The organism is uncultured Shewanella sp. (assembly GCF_947501225.1).
Taxonomy (GTDB): domain Bacteria; phylum Pseudomonadota; class Gammaproteobacteria; order Enterobacterales; family Shewanellaceae; genus Shewanella.
Window position 1 is genome coordinate 323,787 of record NZ_CANMUW010000001.1, and the last position, 17,445, is coordinate 341,231.

Sequence of the window (17,445 nt, forward strand, 5' to 3'; positions counted from 1 at the left end):
CTTCAATTAACCTTTAAAGGCGCTGATCAGTGCCGGAACGACCTTGTTTAGGTCGCCGACAATTCCGTAGTCAGCATATTGGAAGATAGGTGCATTCTTATCTTTGTTTACCGCAAGAATAGTCTGTGAACTCAGTGCGCCTACCATGTGCTGGATCTGACCTGAGATACCCAGTGCCAGATAGAGCTCTGGCTTAAGCATGACACCTGAAACACCGATATAGCGCTCGCGTTCCATCCACTTCTCTGTTTCTGCGATCGGACGAGAGCAGCCGAGTTCTGCGTCGATTGCAGAGCCCAGGTCGGCAACCATCTGTAGGTTTTCCTGCTTACCGATACCACTACCGATAGCAATAACGCGTTTTGCCTTACCTAAGTCAACGCTCTCACCCTGTTTAGCACGGCGTTCGATGCACTTGATAGCCGCTTTTGGCTCGATATATGAAACAGCAACTGCTTCACCGGTCTTTGAGCTGTCGGCTTCGGCAGCTTCAAATACACCATTACCGATAGTGACAAGAGCGATTGGTGATACGATCTTCTCTTCACCGATCGCCAGACCGCCATAGACCATATGTTTAGCAATAACGCCGTCAGCTACAGTGACTTCAGAGGCGTCATTGATAACACCTGCGTTAAGTTGAACACCTAATTTTGCCGCCAGAGCTTTGCCGCGCTTGGTGGCACCGAGGAGCATTAAGGTGTTTGCATCGCCGTTCGAGATAGCGTGTGCCATTGTGTCTGCATAATCTTCGATGACTTTGCCGTCATCTTTTTCACCCAGGTAGTACACATGGGTTGCACCCAGTGAGTAAGCCTTAGCTATCTCATCTTCAGAGCCGATGACGAAAGCAGATACTTTTTCGCCCAGCTCAACACCACCTGCGATAACTTCTGGTAAACGGGAAGCGATATCACTAAATACCCATACATTTGACAGTTTGCTCATCATTTTTCCCCTTACTTAAGTGCTTTGCGCAGGTGTTCTGCAAATTCTGCGACTTTCTCTTCATCATCGCCGTCTATAATGATCTGCTTACGTTCGGCCTGTTTTGGTGCCAGTACTGAAACTGATTCAACCAGAGCCGGAATCTCTGCAACTTCGATCTCTTCGGCTGCTAACTTAGTTACCGGCTTCTTGCCTGCAGCTAAGATTGTCTTCATCGATGGGATAGATGGCTCGTTGATGTCTGCTGAAACAGAGATAACCGCTGGCAACGTGATCTCAAGAACTTCAACTTCATCGTCTAATGATCTTTCAACGGTGACTTTGCCAGGCTCAGCCGAAACGATTTTGCTCACTGCGTTGATGGTAGCTACCTGTAACAGTTCACCAAGTTGCATACCAACCTGTTGAGCGTAAAGGTCACCGGAACCGTCGCCACAAACAATCAGGTCGAAACCTGTTTTCTGTGCTGCTGCGGCAAGGACACGAGCCGTTTGGTGTGGCAGAGTCTGTTCAAATTTCTCATCAACCACTACAGTTAGATCGTCAGGACCGCGAGAGAGGATATCTTTACGTGCTTTAGGGTTATCCAGAGCCTTGCCACCTACACTTAAGGCGGTAATGCTGCATTCACCAACCATGGCTTTGATCTCTACCGCAGCTTCTACCGCATTGAGGTCAAATTGGTTGATCTTTGGTGCTGCTTTGCTGGTGTCCAGAACACCGTCAGCTTTCACTGCGATATCTTGCTCTTCAGGAACGAGTTTGTAACATGTAATAATTTTCATTATTTCTCCAGTTTAGATATTACATACTTCTAAATTCAATATATGGCTATATGTCTATTAACTTACCAGTGCCGCCTTAGATAATGTCTTGATGGTCAAACCGCTGCATGCTTATTGTTTGTTGCCAATCCGGCTTATCAGAACTCTTATCTATAGGTGTTATTAGTAAATCATTTATAGCGATTTCAATATGTATCTAGTATTTAGTTTAAAAGTATATTGTTTTATTACCGTATGTTGATTTAGTAGGCTGTGCAATTATATGGTTAGAATTGTCAGCGCTAATGTTAGACGGGTCACACTTATTAATTGTTTGCTGTTAGGCTTTCTAACGTTAATATTAGCGGTTCTAATAGGCCTGATTTCAGTGACCGTTTAGCTCTTTAAATACAAGGGTTTTTAGCTGGTGTAATAATAATATTAGCCCTGCTAATGCCATCTCTTTTTCAATGTTTTTATGTGGTTTTTTAGCCGCTCTAATATTAATGTTAGCTCTGCTAATACGGGGTTTTAGCCATACTAATATCACTATTAGAAATACTATTTTTGACTCATATTTTTTACCTGTTCTCCACTTGTATTTTAACGGTTACGGGTTTTAGCCAATAATTTTTGCATGATGCTAAGTGTAGTCAAATCAAGTGTTTACGGTTGCCATTTGGTTGTTTCGCTGCTTGTTTTTGTTGTGGTTTCAGGCTGGCTAAAGCTTAAATTGACGCTCCTTTTTACCTCATCTTTACCCCCTGTTTTGTGATGGGGGTAACACCATTTTTTTAGTGGTTTTTTTCAATTTTTTTCTATTTCAAATGAACGTGATAACGATCACTGAATAAGAGGATTAGTGAATGCATTATTCTGCCGTCAGCCAAGAGGTATTAATTGATAAGCTTAAGATGTTTTATTATTGGTTATTATCTATTGGTAAGAAAATGAAAAAGGCGAGTTAGGTTATTTTGATTTGCGTTTTTAATTAAGCTTAATGATTGGCTTGAGTCTAATTTGTTTTATTTTGATTGGGTATGTGCTGATTGTTGAGTCAGGTAAATACACAGATTGAAAGAACTTCGAAGCCTTAACTATTATCCTCCTAAAAAAAAGAGGGAGATGTATTAAGATGAATGAAAAAACTATGGATGTAGATCTCACTGCAGGAAAAAAGAAGAAGGTTACGATTGAACCTAAAATCTTTTTCCCTTCATTGATTGCCGTCATATTGCTCTCTTACTTGACCGTAAGGGATCTGGACGCGGCAAATATCGTTATTGGTGATGTATTTCACTACTTGACCCACTCATGGGGATGGGCATTTGAGTGGTACATGATTTTTATGGCTGCTGGTTGGGCCTGGTTGGTCTGGGGACCATATGCAAATAACCGCTTAGGTCAGGAAAAGCCTGAGTTCAGTACCGGAAGTTGGATCTTCCTGATGTTCGCATCCTGTACCTCAGCTGCTGTACTGTACTGGGGATCGCTGGAGGTCTACTACTATGTGACCTATCCTCCTTTCGAGCTTGAATCTCTCTCGGTTCAGGCCAAAGAGTTGGGTGTTGCCTATAGTCTCTTCCACTGGGGCCCACTGCCTTGGATGGGATATGGCTTCTTCACCGTGGCATTAGGTTACTTCCTTTTCGTTAAGAAGATGGATGTGGTTCGTCCAAGCGGCACATTAGAGCCTGTTCTGGGTAAACATCACAAAGGTGTACTCGGTTCGTTCATCGATAATGTCTATGTAGTTGCCTTGATCCTCGCTATGGGTACCAGCCTTGGTCTGGCGACACCTTTGGTAACTGAGTGTATTCAATGGCTGTTCGGTATTCCACGCACCATCGAAGTCGATACCATCGTTATCTCTGTATGGATTATCTTCAACGCTGTGTGTGTAGCCTTCGGTCTGACCAAGGGTATCAAGATTGCGAGTGATCTGCGTAGCTACCTGAGTATCATCATGCTGTTTTGGGTGTTCCTTATCGGCGCAACCAGCTTCACAGTTAACTACTTCACCGAGTCAGTGGGTGTGATGCTGGACTACTTGCCTCGCATGCTCTTCTATACAAGCTCAATCAGTGAAGGCAGCTGGCCACAAGACTGGACCGTGTTCTACTGGGCATGGTGGGTCGTATATGGCATCCAGATGTGTATCTTCCTGGCTAAGATCTCTCGTGGCCGTACCGTACGTGAACTTTGTCTGACTATGGTTGCCGGTTTGACTGCTTCTACCTGGTTCCTGTGGACTATTCTGGGCAGTAACACCATGAACCTGATGAATGAAAATATCATCAACATGCCACAGCTTATTGCTGACCATGGTGCACCACGTGCCATCATCGAAACCTGGGCTGCACTACCGATGAGCACTATCACCATGTGGGGCTTCTTCATTCTATGTTTCCTTGCAACTGTCACCCTGATTAACGCCTGTTCATACACCCTGGCTATGTCTACCTGTAAGGGTGCTGACGCAGACAACGAGCCACCAGTTTGGATCCGTGTAGGTTGGTCAGTTCTGGTTGGTGTTATCGGTATCGTACTGTTATCACTGGGCGGACTTAAGCCACTACAGACGGCGATTATTGCCGGTGGTGCACCGCTGGTTATCGTCAATATCTTGGTGATTATCTCTTTCTTGAAAGATGCGGGTAAAAACAAATGGGCTTCTTAGTCCTGGCCTGACAGGTCAAGACTTTGAGCCAAGTAGTAGTAATTTATAGGAATAAACGATGGATTTTAAATTAAACGACGAACAAGAGTTATTTGTTTCTGGTATTCGCGACTTGATGGAGAAGGAGAACTGGGAGAGCTATTTCGCAGAGTGTGATGAAAATAGCCAGTATCCTGAAAGGTTTGTTAAAGAGTTAGCCGAGATGGGAATCGACAGCCTGCTACTTCCTGAAGAGCATGGCGGGTTCAACGAAGGCATGGTGACTCTGACTGCTATCTGGGAAGAGCTGGGTCGTTTAGGTGCTCCAACTTACGTGCTTTATCAACTGCCAGGCATCGCGACGGTATTGAGACACGGTAACCAGGATCAGATCGATAAGATCATGGCACTACGTGGTACCGGTAAGCAGATGTGGAACTCGGCTATTACCGAGCCAAGTGCAGGTTCTGATGTGGGTAGCCTGCTAACTACCTATAAGAGAAAGAACGGCAAAGTTTACCTGACAGGTAGCAAGTGCTTTATCACCAGTGCGGCGGGTACACCTTACATCGTAGTCATGGCTAAAGACGCCGATTCAGAGAAGCCAATCTTCACCGAGTGGTTTGTCGATATGTCTAAGCCAGGTATCAAGCTAGGAAAGTTACCTAAGCTTGGTTTGAAGATGGACAGCTGTTGTGAGCTGCAGTTCGACGAGCTTGAGCTGGAAGAGTCAGACATGTTCGGTGAGGAAGGCAATGGCTTCCTGCGTGTGAAGGAGGAGTTCGACTCTGAGCGCTTCCTGGTTGCCCTGACTAACTATGGTGCTGCTTACTGTGCATTTGAAGATGCGGCTAAGTATGCCAACCAGCGTGTTCAGTTCGGTGAGACTATCGGTCGCTACCAGCTGATTCAGGATAAGTTTGCTCAGATGGCTATCAAGCTTAACAGCATGAAGAACATGGTCTATGAAGCAGCCTGGAAGTGCGACAACGGCGTCATGACTTCCGGTGATTCGGCAATGTGCAAATACTTCTGCGCGAATGCCGGCTTCGAGGTAATTGACTCTGCAATGCAGGTTCTGGGTGGTTACGCTATTGCCGGTGAGCATCGCATCAGCCGTATGTGGCGTGACATCCGTGTAGACAGAGTGTCTGGTGGTTCAGATGAGATGCAAATTCTGACCCTTGGTCGTTCTGTGCTTAAGCAATACAGATAGTTAGTGCTGGGTTAATCCGTACGGTAAGGCCTCCGCAGTTCCTGCGGAGGCAAATTGAATTCTTGCTCTGTTCCTGAAAGCGCGCATCACTTTTATCACGTTTTCATGAGCCCGTACGCCTTATCTTCAAGTCCGTTTGAGTCTTTATTAAGACGTTGCCGGCCAAATCGTCGTGCAGAGTCTTTGTTTGAATATATAAGAGAAGGGTATTATGTCAAAGAAATTAACCACTCCTACATTCGGCCCGCTATCCGGGGTTCGGGTTGTATTTTCCGGTATTGAGATCGCAGGGCCATTTGCCGCCCAGATGCTTGCCGAGTGGGGCGCAGAAGTTATCTGGATCGAGAACGTAGCTTATGCTGATACTATTCGAGTGCAGCCTAACTATCCTGAGCTGTCACGTCGTAACCTACATGCCTTATCTCTGAACATCTTTAAAGATGAGGGGCGTGAGGCTTTCCTTAAGTTAATGGAAACCACTGATATCTTCATCGAAGCGAGTAAAGGGCCAGCCTTTGCCCGCCGCGGAATCACAGACGAAGTTCTGTGGGAACGTAACAAGAAGCTGGTTGTAGCTCACCTTTCAGGCTTCGGACAGTATGGTACCGATGAGTACACTAACCTTCCGGCTTATAACACCATCGCTCAGGCGTTCAGTGGTTACTTGATCCAAAACGGTGACAAGGACCAGCCTATGCCGGCCTTCCCTTATACGGCCGATTACTTCTCAGGCATGACGGCGACAACCTCTGCTTTGGCAGCTCTGTACCGTGTACGTGAAACCGGTGTCGGCGAGAGTATCGATGTCGCTATGTATGAAGTGATGTTGCGTATGGGTCAGTACTTCATGATGGATCACTTCAACGGCGGCGAGATGTGTCCCCGTATGACCAAAGGTAAAGATCCATATTACGCCGGTTGTGGTCTCTATACCTGTGAAGATGGCTACGTGGTCATGGAGCTGGTCGGTGCTATGCAGATCGAGGAGATGTTCAAAGATATGAATATCTCGCACCTATGGGGTACCGAGGAGATCCCTGAAGGAACTCAGCTTATTCATCGCGTGGAATGTCCTTTCGGTGAGCAGGTCGAAGAGAGTCTGGATGCCTACATGGCGACTCGAACCATCGAAGAGGTGTTGGCGAGATTTGCAGAGCTTAACGTCGCCTGCGCTAAGGTGTTGACTGTTCCTGAGCTTGAGTCTAACCCACAGTATGTTGCCCGTGAATCTATCACACAATGGGAAAACATCGATGGTAAGACCTGCAAGGGTCCTAACGTGATGCCAAAGTTCAAGAACAATCCGGGTCAGATCTGGCGTGGTATGCCAAAGCACGGTATGGATACCGCAGATATTCTGAGTGACATTGGTTACTCAGATGAAGAGATCCAAAGTTTAAGTGAGAAAGGCTTGGCCAAAGTCTCTGAGTGTAAGTGAGGCATTGATAATGGATATCGTTGGTAGCAAAACAATCAGATGCATGTGGGAAGAGCGTGCGCGTAAATATAGTGATAACACAGCGTTAGTTTTTGAGGATGCTGCTGGCGATGTCCGAGAGTTAACTTATAGTGCACTGAATGGCGAAATAAACAGGGCGGCGAATCTATTTCTTAAGTTAGGGATTAATAAGGGAGATAAGGTAGCCGTACAGTTATATAACAGTCCTCAATTCATATTTTGCTGGTTTGGTCTGGCAAAAATTGGCGCCGTTATCGTTCCTCTTAACACGCAATATGTTTATGGGGAGTGTAAATACATCATCGACAAGTGTGATGTAAAAGCGGCGGTCATTGAGGAGGAGTTCCTGCCTATCTATAAACAGATAGAGCAGGATGATGACAATACGGTTGAAAATATCTTAGTTACCAGGACGGTTAACAGTGATATTTCGGGTGCCATCAATTTCGATACACTCTTGAGTCAACAATCTGCTCAGCTGGATAAAATTGTGCCGTTAAGCAGTGATGATGTCGCTGAAATATTATGTACTTCCGGCACAACTTCCAGACCCAAAGGCGTAGAGATCACTCACTGTAACCTTCTGTTCGCAGGGTATTACACCGCCTGGCAAACCAATTTGAGAGCCGATGACACCTATCTGACGATGATGCCAAGCTTTCATATCGATTTTCAGTGTAATGCGGCTATGGCAGCGTTTACCGTCGGTGCACGTCTTGTCATGCTCGAAAAGTACAGTGCACGCAGGTTTTGGAAACAGATCTGTGACTACAGGGCTACTATCACCCACAGCATGCCGATGATAGTACGAACCCTGATGTTGCAGCCTGTTATGCCCAATGAACGTGACCACTGTCTGCGTGACATGCTGTTTTTTATGCATATTTCAGATCAGGAAAAGTTGGATTTTGAGACACGTTTCAATGTTCAGCTTTTCAACTCCTACGGCATGACTGAAACCTTAGTTGGCCTGATTGGTGATACGCCTGGTGAAGAGCGTCACTGGCCCTCTATCGGCAGGCCCGGATTATCCTATGAAGCCAAGATCACAGATGGCAACGGCGATGAAGTAGGGCCCAACGTTGTTGGTGATCTGCGCGTCAAAGGTGTGCCCGGGAGAACGATTCTCAAGGGGTATTATAAGGATCCCGAAGCGACAGCCGAGGTATTGACTGCCGATGGTTGGCTATTTACCGGCGATAAGGCTTATGTCGATGAGAGGGGCTTATTTTACTTTGTCGATAGAAAGACAAATATGATCAAACGTTCCGGTGAGAATATCTCAAGCAGTGAAATTGAAAAGGTGCTGATGTCGCATCCCGATATTTTAGATGCTGCGGTTATCGGTGTGCCCGATCATATTCGTGATGAAGCGGTCAAAGCCTTCGTAATTTTTAATGAGGGAATGTCACTGAGTATCGATGAGATTATCGATTTCTGCTCTGAAAATATGGCGAAGTTTAAAGTTCCATCTTATGTGGAAATAAGAGAGTCATTCCCAAGAACTTGTACGTGTAAAGTCGACAAAAAACTTCTTGCGTGAATTGAATTAAATAGTGTGAATTGATCTTTTAATCAGAGTCATCTGAGATGGCTCTAAATGGAGTATTAACATGAGCGAATCATTGCACGTCACCCGAAATGGCAGCATTTTAGAAATCACCCTGGATAGACCCAAGGCCAATGCCATCGATGCAAAAACAAGCTTTGAGATGGGCGAGGTTTTCCTGGCTTTTCGTGAAGACCCTGAGCTACGCGTCGCGATTATTACCGGCGCCGGAGCGCGTTTCTTCTCTGCAGGTTGGGATCTGAAGGCCGCCGCAGAAGGTGAGGCTCCGGATGCAGACTTTGGTCCTGGCGGATTTGCCGGGCTGACAGAGATCTTCGATCTGGATAAGCCAGTTATTGCAGCCGTTAACGGTTATGCGTTTGGTGGTGGTTTTGAACTTGCGCTGGCTGCAGACATGATTGTATGTAGCGAAAATGCAAGCTTTGCTCTGCCTGAAGCTAAGCTGGGTATCGTACCGGACAGCGGCGGAATGCTACGCCTGCCTAAGTTGATGCCGCCAGCCATCGTTAATGAATTGATGATGACAGGCCGTGGTATGGATGCCGAAGAGGCGCTGCGTTGGGGTGTCGTTAACCGCGTGGTTGAAAGCGATAAACTGATGGATAGTGCCCGTGAATTGGCGCAAGAGATCGCTCAGGGTGCACCTTTAGCTATCGCCGCGATTAAAGAGATCTACCGTGAAACCGGTGAGCTATCGGTCGAAGAGGGTTATCGCCATATTCGCAAGGGGACTTTGAAAAACTATCCATCGGTATTGCATTCAGAGGACGCGCTAGAGGGACCTTTAGCATTTTCTGAGAAACGCGATCCTGTTTGGAAGGGCAGATAATCTATCGATTAACTGCCTGGCTGTGGGATCCGGTGCTCCCGGTCCCACAGTTATTCCAACTCTGTTAAAAGTTTTTATGGCCCGCCGGGCTTAGTGTCATCTTTTTATATCCATATCCTATGTTCTTCGGAGCACGCTCTGAAGAGACAACTGTTTAAAGTAAAAGTCGATAGTTCAGGTAGATAAAGGGAGTTTCAAATGGCGTTAAAGTTAGAGATGCAGGGGCAGACCTATGGTCCGTTTATTAATGAATATACCGAAAGGGATGTCATGCTGTTTGCACTGGGTTGCGGTGCGGGGAGTGATGGTAAAACAGATTTAGATTACGTGTATGAAAAGAATTTAAAAGTATTACCTATGTTTGCGGCAATACAGATTGTCGACGCCGAGGTGACCAAGACCATAGACTATGGTTTCCAGTGGGGAGGCTCTTTGCATTGGGGCTTCGATCTGCATATTCATCAGCCATTACCCACCCGTCCCGGCAAGCTGAGCACTAAGGTATTGCTTAAAGGTTTGTTCGATCGAGGCGAGGGACGTGGATGTCTTGCCCAGCATATCGGCGAAACCTTCGATGAAGCCGGAACTAAACTCTTTACCAATGAAAGCTGGGACTGCGCCCTCTATGACGGTGGTTTCGGCGGTCCTAAGGCACCAAGAGATATCGTTGAGATGCCTGAACGGGTCGCGGATTTTGAGATTGAACAGGAAATCCCGTTGAATCAGGCGCTGATATATAGGCTCTCCGGAGATGACCATCCTCAGCATGTCGACTGGGAATATGCGCAGAAATTTGGTCACCCAAAGCCGAACCTGCATGGCGTGAGTACTGCCGGCGTTGCCTGTCGCCACATCATTCAAGCGATGTTCCCCGGCGAACCGGAGCGATTGACAAGGTTCAAGACCCGTTTGACACGGTCACTGTATCCCGGCTGTACGGTGAAGACTCAAATCTGGAGATGGGATGACAACTGCATACATTTCAGAATGGTGGATGCAAACGACCCTGAGACGGTCTATCTGAACTTTGGCTTAGTCGAATGGAAGTAATCGAGTGGAAATAGCCGGGTAAACAATAGTCTGATTTACGTTTTGCTGGTGAGCTCAAGCTTTTATGAATTATCTATGACCCCTCGATATTCAGAGCTCACCACACTTTACCGGCGATATGAGAGAGTATCTGTTAGTTTTTTGCTTTTTGTCAAAGAGTTAACCGCTAATCTCTCAAGAAAAGCAAGAGAGTGATTTTAATGGCTTGTTATGGTCTTGAAAGAGTGAAGGCTCAAGCCGATGGTTAAATTGAACAATATGGCAAAGTGGATAGATGAAGTGAGAAATTTTAATGCCCTGTTATGAGTTCGAAGGTTTAGTGCCAGTGGTCGATCCCAGTGCCTATGTTCATCCCTCAGCTGTATTGATCGGCGATGTGATCGTGGGTGCCGATGTCTATATCGGACCGAATGCATCGCTGCGGGGAGATTATGGGCGCCTGATCTTAGAGAAAGGCTCCAACCTGCAAGATGGCTGCATCATGCATGGTTATGCGGGCATGGATACGGTTGTCGGGCAGGACGGTCATATCGGACACGGTGCCATCTTGCATGGCTGCAAAATTAAACAAAATGCGCTGGTTGGCATGAATGCAGTAGTGATGGATGGGGCCGTGATTGAGCGCGATAGCATTGTCGGTGCGATGAGTTTCGTCAAAGGGGGCTTCAAAGGTGAGCCCAGGCAACTTCTGATCGGTTCCCCCGCTAAGGCTATTCGTCAGGTATCTGAGCAGGACCTGCACTGGAAGGGGCTGAATACCTTAGAGTATCAGTTATTGGCGGGACGCTCGTCGAGAAGCATGAAGGAGGTTGAACCTCTGCTACAGGTAGAGGCTAACCGTCCACGACTAAGCGGTTCAACCGAGGTGCAGCCTAAGCCCTAGCCGACCTCGGGTAAATCACGTGACAAGGTGACGTTTACCGTGCCACCTGACGAACTTGATGACTTACATGCGCTATTTTAATTAGCGGCAATCGGTGATTATCAATCCCCACATCGTTTGCCTCTGTTATCGATAGCGGTCGTCAGGTGGCATACCTTTACGGTTCAGGTATGAGATACACACAAGCCAGGTGGCATATGCAGTGTTCAGATGCACCGGATACTAATTCGAATAGAAAAGTAATTTTTATTATCACACTTTGATAAGGAGAGGAGCATGCCGCTCGATCCAAAAGTTGAAACGTTTTTGCAAGAGGTTCGTGATTCAGGGGCCCCGGCCTATGAAGATATGACACCGGCTGAGTCCAGACGAGAGGAGTTGGCGGCTTTGGCATCATCGACGCCCAGTCGTGAGCCCGAGACTGTCGCAGCCGTAGAGCATAGATTTATTCCCGGGCCGACGGCCGATCTGCCAATTCGAATCTATCGCCCGCAAGGTTGTGAAGACAGAACCGAACTGCAGCCCGGACTTATCTTTATTCATGGCAGTGGCTGGGTGGTATCAAATATTGAAACCAATGACTCGTTCAGTCGTGCACTCGCTAACCGTACCGGCAGTGTGGTCATCGCCATCAATTATCAGAAGGCGCCGGAGCACAAGTTTCCTATCCCAATGGATGATTGTTACGCCTCGACTAAGTGGGTGTTCGAGTATGCAGCACATCTGGGTCTGGATGTTAACCGTATCGGTATTTTAGGGGACAGCGCCGGTGGTAATCTCGCCGCCGCGGTATGTTTACGTCTGCGTGATGAAACGGGACCTAAGTTGGCCTATCAGGCTCTGGTTTACCCTGCGGTGCAATATGGATGGAACACGCCTTCAGCCATAGCCAATGCCGAAGGATATCTATTGCAGCGAGCCAGCATGAAATATTACTGGCACCATTATATGCGCAGTGAAGCCGATGCCAAAAATCCCTACTGCTCACCTATGGGGGCGGCAGATCATAGTGGGTTACCCCCGACTTTCATCTACACCGCTCAGTATGACCCCTTGTGTGATGATGGTTGTCTCTACGCTCAGAAACTTCAGGAGTGCGGTGTGCCGGTAAAATACAGGATGTATGACGGCGTCATTCATGGTTTTATTAAGATGTTGGGAGTATTCGACCAGGCCGACGATTTTCTTGATGAGATAAGCGAAGATTTGAATAGTGTGATCGGTTAATTAAATACCGGCTTCATGAAAAGATCATTATCTGCTTAATTGAAAGGCTGCAAATTGACACTCGGTTGAATAGATTTGGACGTTGTTGTTATTAATTGGTAACAACGTCCAAGTTAACGGGGTGTGATCGATTATCTTATTAGTGTAATAGTGGTTAATGTGTCGGGGTTATTTTAACTTCTGGCATTAACCTTGTATTTTGCATTAAGTGTATAGTTATAATTTTATTCATATTTTTACTTATTTTTATATTTTTTATCATAATTGAACTTATATTTTCATCTGTATTTCGGTTTGACTCTTTCTTGCCGCTCACGTTATTGATCCTGTTTGTGAGCCTGGTCTTATTATTAAAAACTCCCGTCTGTTTTAACCAAGGCTTAACACTTTATTGTGCGCCTCATTACATATTTTTTGTGTAAGCCTATGATAATCTGTTTGGAAGTTTTTTCGATATGTAGTTAAATATGAATAATAACATTCCGTTAAGAGCTCTTCAGATTTTTGAGTCCTGTGCAAGACTAGAGAGTTGCTCTCTTGCCGCTAATGAATTGAGTATTACTCAAAGTGCTGTGTCGCAACAGATTAAGCAGCTGGAAGACTACTTTTTAGAGAAGTTATTTTATCGAAATGCAGGAAAGATTAACCTGACCGAAGCGGGCCTCGAGTTGAGACAGAGGCTGTCCCCGGTTTTTTATGATCTTAACAGTGTGTGTGCGAGCCTGGTTCCAACGATGTCGGGCGAGGTCAGAGTACACTCCTATACCTCTCTTGCCGCCAGATGGCTGGTTCCGAATATGGAGAAGCTCAGAAAGCAATACCCTGAATTAAATATCAATGTGGGTATGTTTCAAAATGATATCGAAATGAGCGACATGATTGCCGACATCTTTATTGTGACTAGGGAGTCACAAGATGGTTATCTGTTCAAGCCCTTGATTAAAGAGACGCTGATAGCGTTTTGTAGTCCTGAATATCTGGAAAGGGCCGGGGAGATCACGGCGCAAAATCTACATGAACACTGCCTGTTATTCTCAAAACACAAAGATTATGGCCTGGACTGGGATAGCTGGTTCAGGGATAACGGTGTCGAGATGAGCTCAACTCAGAAGAGACTGGTGTTCAACCATAATATGCTTGCCGTTCAGGCTGCGATATTCGGAGAGGGGATTGTCTTAGGTGTCGAGCAAACCTTAAGGGTGGAAATTGAGTCCGGTAATCTTGTTAAACTGGATCTGCCTTCATGTTATTCGGGCTTTAATTATTCGATAGCCTATAAAGCTTCGAAGCAGCGGGATGCCAGAATCATGAAAATTGTCGACTGGATATGTGACAAGTACCCCAGGGTGAGCAGTTAACTTAAGTAGGGTAAGGGCACGGGCTTAGATTATGCCTGTCGCCTGCGCTTGATACCCTCTGCAGCCGTTTCCCTTCCTCAAGGTGTTTAACATCCCTGTAACTTTCGCTATGATAGACAAAAGCATCTGTTAATCATGGCGTTAGTTTATGTTTAGAATAATAAAAATTCTGCTTCCCGCAGCGTTAACACTCACTTTTATCGCTTCTGTGGGCACCTACCTTGTGCTTCATCTGAGTCTGCCAAAACTATCGGGGCAGTGGGAGAGCGGCGGAATAGCGTCTGATGTTCAGATTGAGCGGGACAGGTTGGGTACCGCGATTGTGACCGGTGACAATCGTCGTGATGTGGCTTTTGCTTTAGGTTATGCCCATGGACAGGATCGCTTCTTCCAGATGGATCTGCTCAGGCGCAACGCCGCAGGTGAGTTATCACAGATATTTGGTGAAAAGGCGCTAGAGCTGGATCAGTCACGCCGTTTTCATCAGTTCAGAAAACATGCCGAAGAGATTGTCGCTAAGATGCCGGTAACCGAAAAGTTGCAGCTTCAGTCCTATGCTAACGGTGTCAATGAAGCCGTGAAGGCGATACCGGTGAACTCGTTTGAGTATCTTCTTACCGGCGCGACGCCCTCGCCATGGGTGCCTGCCGATAGTCTGTTGGTTATCTTTAGTATGTATCTGGATCTGCAGAGTAACACGATTAAACGCGATCTCGTGCTTGAGCAGATAACCCGCTTTTATGGAGAGGAGATGCTGGCGTTTATCACTCAGCCAAGTATCTTTCAGGCAGCGCTCGATGACAGCCTGCTCCCCACCCAAGAGGTCGCAATTCCGAATGTCGCCCCTGAACTTATGGCGAGTGCGGTGATAAGGCCTATCGAAGAGCCGCTGGATATTGGCAGTAATAACTGGGCGGTCACAGGAGCATTGACCGAATCTGGACGTGCCATGCTTTCCGATGACATGCACCTCTCATTTGCTGTACCGATAATCTGGTACCGTGCTCAGCTCAACTATCCCGATCCGATCACGAAAGAGAAGGTGCAGGTTACCGGGGTCTCCCTGCCCGGGGCGCCTGTCATCGTTGTGGGTAGCAATAATAAGCTCGCCTGGGGATTTACCAATGCCTATATCGACACGGCCGACTGGGTAAAGTTAGCGGCCGATGAGATCACCTCATTTGAGCGAGAGCAGATCCCGCTTCCCGATGGCAAGAGTCATGAATATATCATAGAGCTCTCTCAATACGGTCCGGTTCGCACTCTTGGTGGACAGAGATATGCGTTGAGTTGGGTGGCCCATAAAGACTATGCGGTCGATATGGAGTTGATGGGATTGGAGAGGGCGAGAGATGTGTCCGATGCGCTTGAGTTGGCTACATCGGTTGGGATCCCGGTACAAAATATGATGGTTGTGGACAGTAAAGGGAGTGCCGCCTGGAAGCCCACGGGAGCGGTACCCGCCCGCACTAATCCCTCCGATGTCGCTCAAGACTCCTCCCGGTTCCAGCATAGGGAGTGGAATCTTGACGAAACAACACTTCCCAGCATATCTAACCCGGACCATGGTCGATTATGGAGTGCTAATGCCAGGGTGATGTCGTCGAGTGAGCATGTTCGTTTTGGTGACGGCGGTTATGCGTTAGGCGCACGCTCTATGCAGATTCGCGACAAGCTACAAGCTGATCAACAATTTGACGAAGAAGCGTTTTATCGGTTACAGCTGGACAATCGTGCCGAATTTTTAAAGCCATGGCATGCTTACCTGATTGAGCTTCTTTCGACTCAGCCTGAGCGGTTTGCCGAAGATATTGGCTACCTCAGAGATTGGCAAGCTTGCGCCTGTAAAGGCTCGGTGGGTTACACCTTAGTCAGGCAGTTCAGAGCCGGCCTTATCGATGCCAGTTTCGCTCCCATCGAGACGGGGTTATCTAAACATAACTTATCGCTTTCGGTGGTTAAGCGCTACTTAGAGCCAGCCATGTGGCAGCTGCTCAAGGAGCAGCCACAAAGCTGGTTGGCCGATGGTTATGAGAGCTGGGATGAATTTACTATCGACAGTTACCAGCACTCCAGGGCAGAGCTGCTGGCTGCTTTCAGTGACGATGAGGATTTAGCCGAACTGGCCTGGGGCAGAGTCAATGCCCTGAAGATCCAACACCCCTTCAGCAAGCAGTTACCCATCTTGAGTTCATGGTTGGATATGCCAGAAGTTGAGGCTTTCGGTGACACCTTTATGCCTGCCGTACAGCGCAGTAATTTCGGTGCTTCACAGCGCTTTATCGTACAACCGGGTGCTGAGGAAGATGCCATCATGACGATTCCGGGTGGTCAGTCGGGTCATCCGTTATCGGATTATTATCGAGCCGGTTTCGATGAATACGCTCAACAGCAATCTACCCCTCTGTTACCGGGAGAGGTGCTACACTCCATCGTCATAAAGCCTGTGCAGTAAAAAGCCGCGGACGGGTATTCGCAGGGAGTTGAGCCATTTACATTGTCAGTTTTTGTCTGTAACCCTGAGATTTGACCAGCCTGAATTTTTTTCAGGCTGGTCAAATACGCTTGGTTGAGCGTGTGTGGTGAATAGATATTCCTCCTTGCGATTGAGGTTCCAATTTATAGGCTGCTCAGTGGCTATTTAAAGGTTTTTTCTCATCTCTGCCACATTGTAAGTAAGTGTAATGATTTAAAATATGAAACCAGACTCTGTTAAGCTTAGATACAAATAATTACATTAGAGCCGACAGAGCGATGAAGAACACCTGGATTTCAGCACTTATCATGAGTGCCGTTGCAATATCAGGTTGTGATAAAGATGTCTCATTTAAACTGGATGCGGTTTCAGAGTCTGAATTTAGTTCTCAAGACAGTGATGACGTTTTTTTTACCTGTTATCTAAAGGTATATGCCACTAACAACCTGGAATACGGTGTTAAAATTGGCCCTCAAATCACGGTATTTACCGACTCCGGTGCCCATAAATTCCGCATAGACTCATGGGGGGACGATTGGGAGTACCTGATTGCCAACGATGAAGGTGAGGGGAGCCCCAAGCGCCTCTATTTTCGCGAGGACAATGTGCATCCCATGAGCTGTGCCAAGCTTGCTCAGGCCATCAACAGAAAGGCCTTTACGCTTGAACTTAACCGTTGTGAGAAGATAGATCAGACCCCTGCCAGCTGTGATGTCGACCTGGAAGTTGCCAGTGGCGGGGTCGAGCTTCACAATGTCCAGGAGAGGCAACTGCAGAGTTTACAGCGCAAGTTACAGGAGAACGTGGACTCGACTATTCGTTCGTAAAAACACCTTGTAAGCCTTACATTCAGGGTGGAATAGAGCTGAGTCATTACCTCACGCTCCTTCATATACCTCACTACTTAATGCCCCCTCTATTCTTCATTATCAGATGCTTCTTATCTTCGTCATTCCCGCAGAGCTTTTGGGCGGGAATCCATTTAAGGCACCTCTGATTTCAGCAC

At 46.8% G+C, this 17,445-nt stretch carries 13 protein-coding genes; 11 read left to right on the plus strand and 2 right to left on the minus strand.

The window, feature by feature from the left end:
- Positions 1 to 6 precede the first annotated feature (6 nt).
- Entirely contained in the window at positions 7 to 951 is a 945-nt protein-coding gene (locus Q1B47_RS01380) for an FAD-binding protein (protein ID WP_299787456.1), read from the minus strand.
- 8 nt (positions 952 to 959) lie between these two features.
- Positions 960 to 1,733, minus strand: coding sequence for an electron transfer flavoprotein (locus Q1B47_RS01385; RefSeq protein WP_299787459.1), 774 nt, complete (start codon positions 1,731 to 1,733; stop codon positions 960 to 962).
- 1,114 nt (positions 1,734 to 2,847) lie between these two features.
- Between Q1B47_RS01385 and caiT the strand changes: the two genes are divergently transcribed.
- The 11 genes from caiT to Q1B47_RS01440 all read left to right on the plus strand — a co-directional run bounded on the left by caiT (position 2,848) and on the right by Q1B47_RS01440 (position 17,266).
- Entirely contained in the window at positions 2,848 to 4,392 is a 1,545-nt protein-coding gene (gene caiT / locus Q1B47_RS01390; RefSeq protein WP_299787462.1) for an L-carnitine/gamma-butyrobetaine antiporter, read from the plus strand.
- Positions 4,393 to 4,450: 58 nt separating this feature from the next.
- Complete coding sequence (gene caiA, locus Q1B47_RS01395; RefSeq protein ID WP_299787465.1) at positions 4,451 to 5,587, plus strand: crotonobetainyl-CoA dehydrogenase; 1,137 nt, start codon at positions 4,451 to 4,453, stop codon at positions 5,585 to 5,587.
- 211 nt (positions 5,588 to 5,798) lie between these two features.
- Positions 5,799 to 7,025 (plus strand): L-carnitine CoA-transferase, encoded by a 1,227-nt coding sequence (gene caiB, locus Q1B47_RS01400; protein WP_299787468.1) that lies wholly within the window; start codon positions 5,799 to 5,801, stop codon positions 7,023 to 7,025.
- 10 nt (positions 7,026 to 7,035) lie between these two features.
- Positions 7,036 to 8,589, plus strand: coding sequence for a crotonobetaine/carnitine-CoA ligase (gene caiC, locus Q1B47_RS01405; RefSeq protein WP_299787471.1), 1,554 nt, complete (start codon positions 7,036 to 7,038; stop codon positions 8,587 to 8,589).
- A gap of 70 nt (positions 8,590 to 8,659) precedes the next feature.
- Positions 8,660 to 9,445 (plus strand): crotonobetainyl-CoA hydratase, encoded by a 786-nt coding sequence (gene caiD, locus Q1B47_RS01410; RefSeq protein WP_299787474.1) that lies wholly within the window; start codon positions 8,660 to 8,662, stop codon positions 9,443 to 9,445.
- A gap of 198 nt (positions 9,446 to 9,643) precedes the next feature.
- Positions 9,644 to 10,495, plus strand: coding sequence for a MaoC/PaaZ C-terminal domain-containing protein (locus Q1B47_RS01415; protein WP_299787477.1), 852 nt, complete (start codon positions 9,644 to 9,646; stop codon positions 10,493 to 10,495).
- A gap of 292 nt (positions 10,496 to 10,787) precedes the next feature.
- Positions 10,788 to 11,378: a carnitine operon protein CaiE gene (caiE, locus tag Q1B47_RS01420; protein WP_299787480.1), complete on the plus strand. Its 591-nt coding sequence runs from the start codon at positions 10,788 to 10,790 to the stop codon at positions 11,376 to 11,378.
- Between the two features lie 276 nt (positions 11,379 to 11,654).
- Positions 11,655 to 12,605: an alpha/beta hydrolase gene (locus Q1B47_RS01425; RefSeq protein WP_299787484.1), complete on the plus strand. Its 951-nt coding sequence runs from the start codon at positions 11,655 to 11,657 to the stop codon at positions 12,603 to 12,605.
- A gap of 467 nt (positions 12,606 to 13,072) precedes the next feature.
- Positions 13,073 to 13,963 carry a LysR substrate-binding domain-containing protein gene (locus Q1B47_RS01430; RefSeq protein ID WP_299787486.1) on the plus strand — a complete coding sequence of 297 codons (891 nt, stop codon included), beginning with the start codon at positions 13,073 to 13,075 and terminating at the stop codon, positions 13,961 to 13,963.
- A 148-nt stretch (positions 13,964 to 14,111) separates the two neighbouring features.
- A complete protein-coding gene (locus Q1B47_RS01435; RefSeq protein WP_299787489.1) occupies positions 14,112 to 16,418 on the plus strand; it encodes a penicillin acylase family protein in 2,307 nt (768 codons plus the stop codon).
- Between the two features lie 299 nt (positions 16,419 to 16,717).
- Positions 16,718 to 17,266: a hypothetical protein gene (locus tag Q1B47_RS01440; protein WP_299787492.1), complete on the plus strand. Its 549-nt coding sequence runs from the start codon at positions 16,718 to 16,720 to the stop codon at positions 17,264 to 17,266.
- Positions 17,267 to 17,445 lie beyond the last annotated feature (179 nt).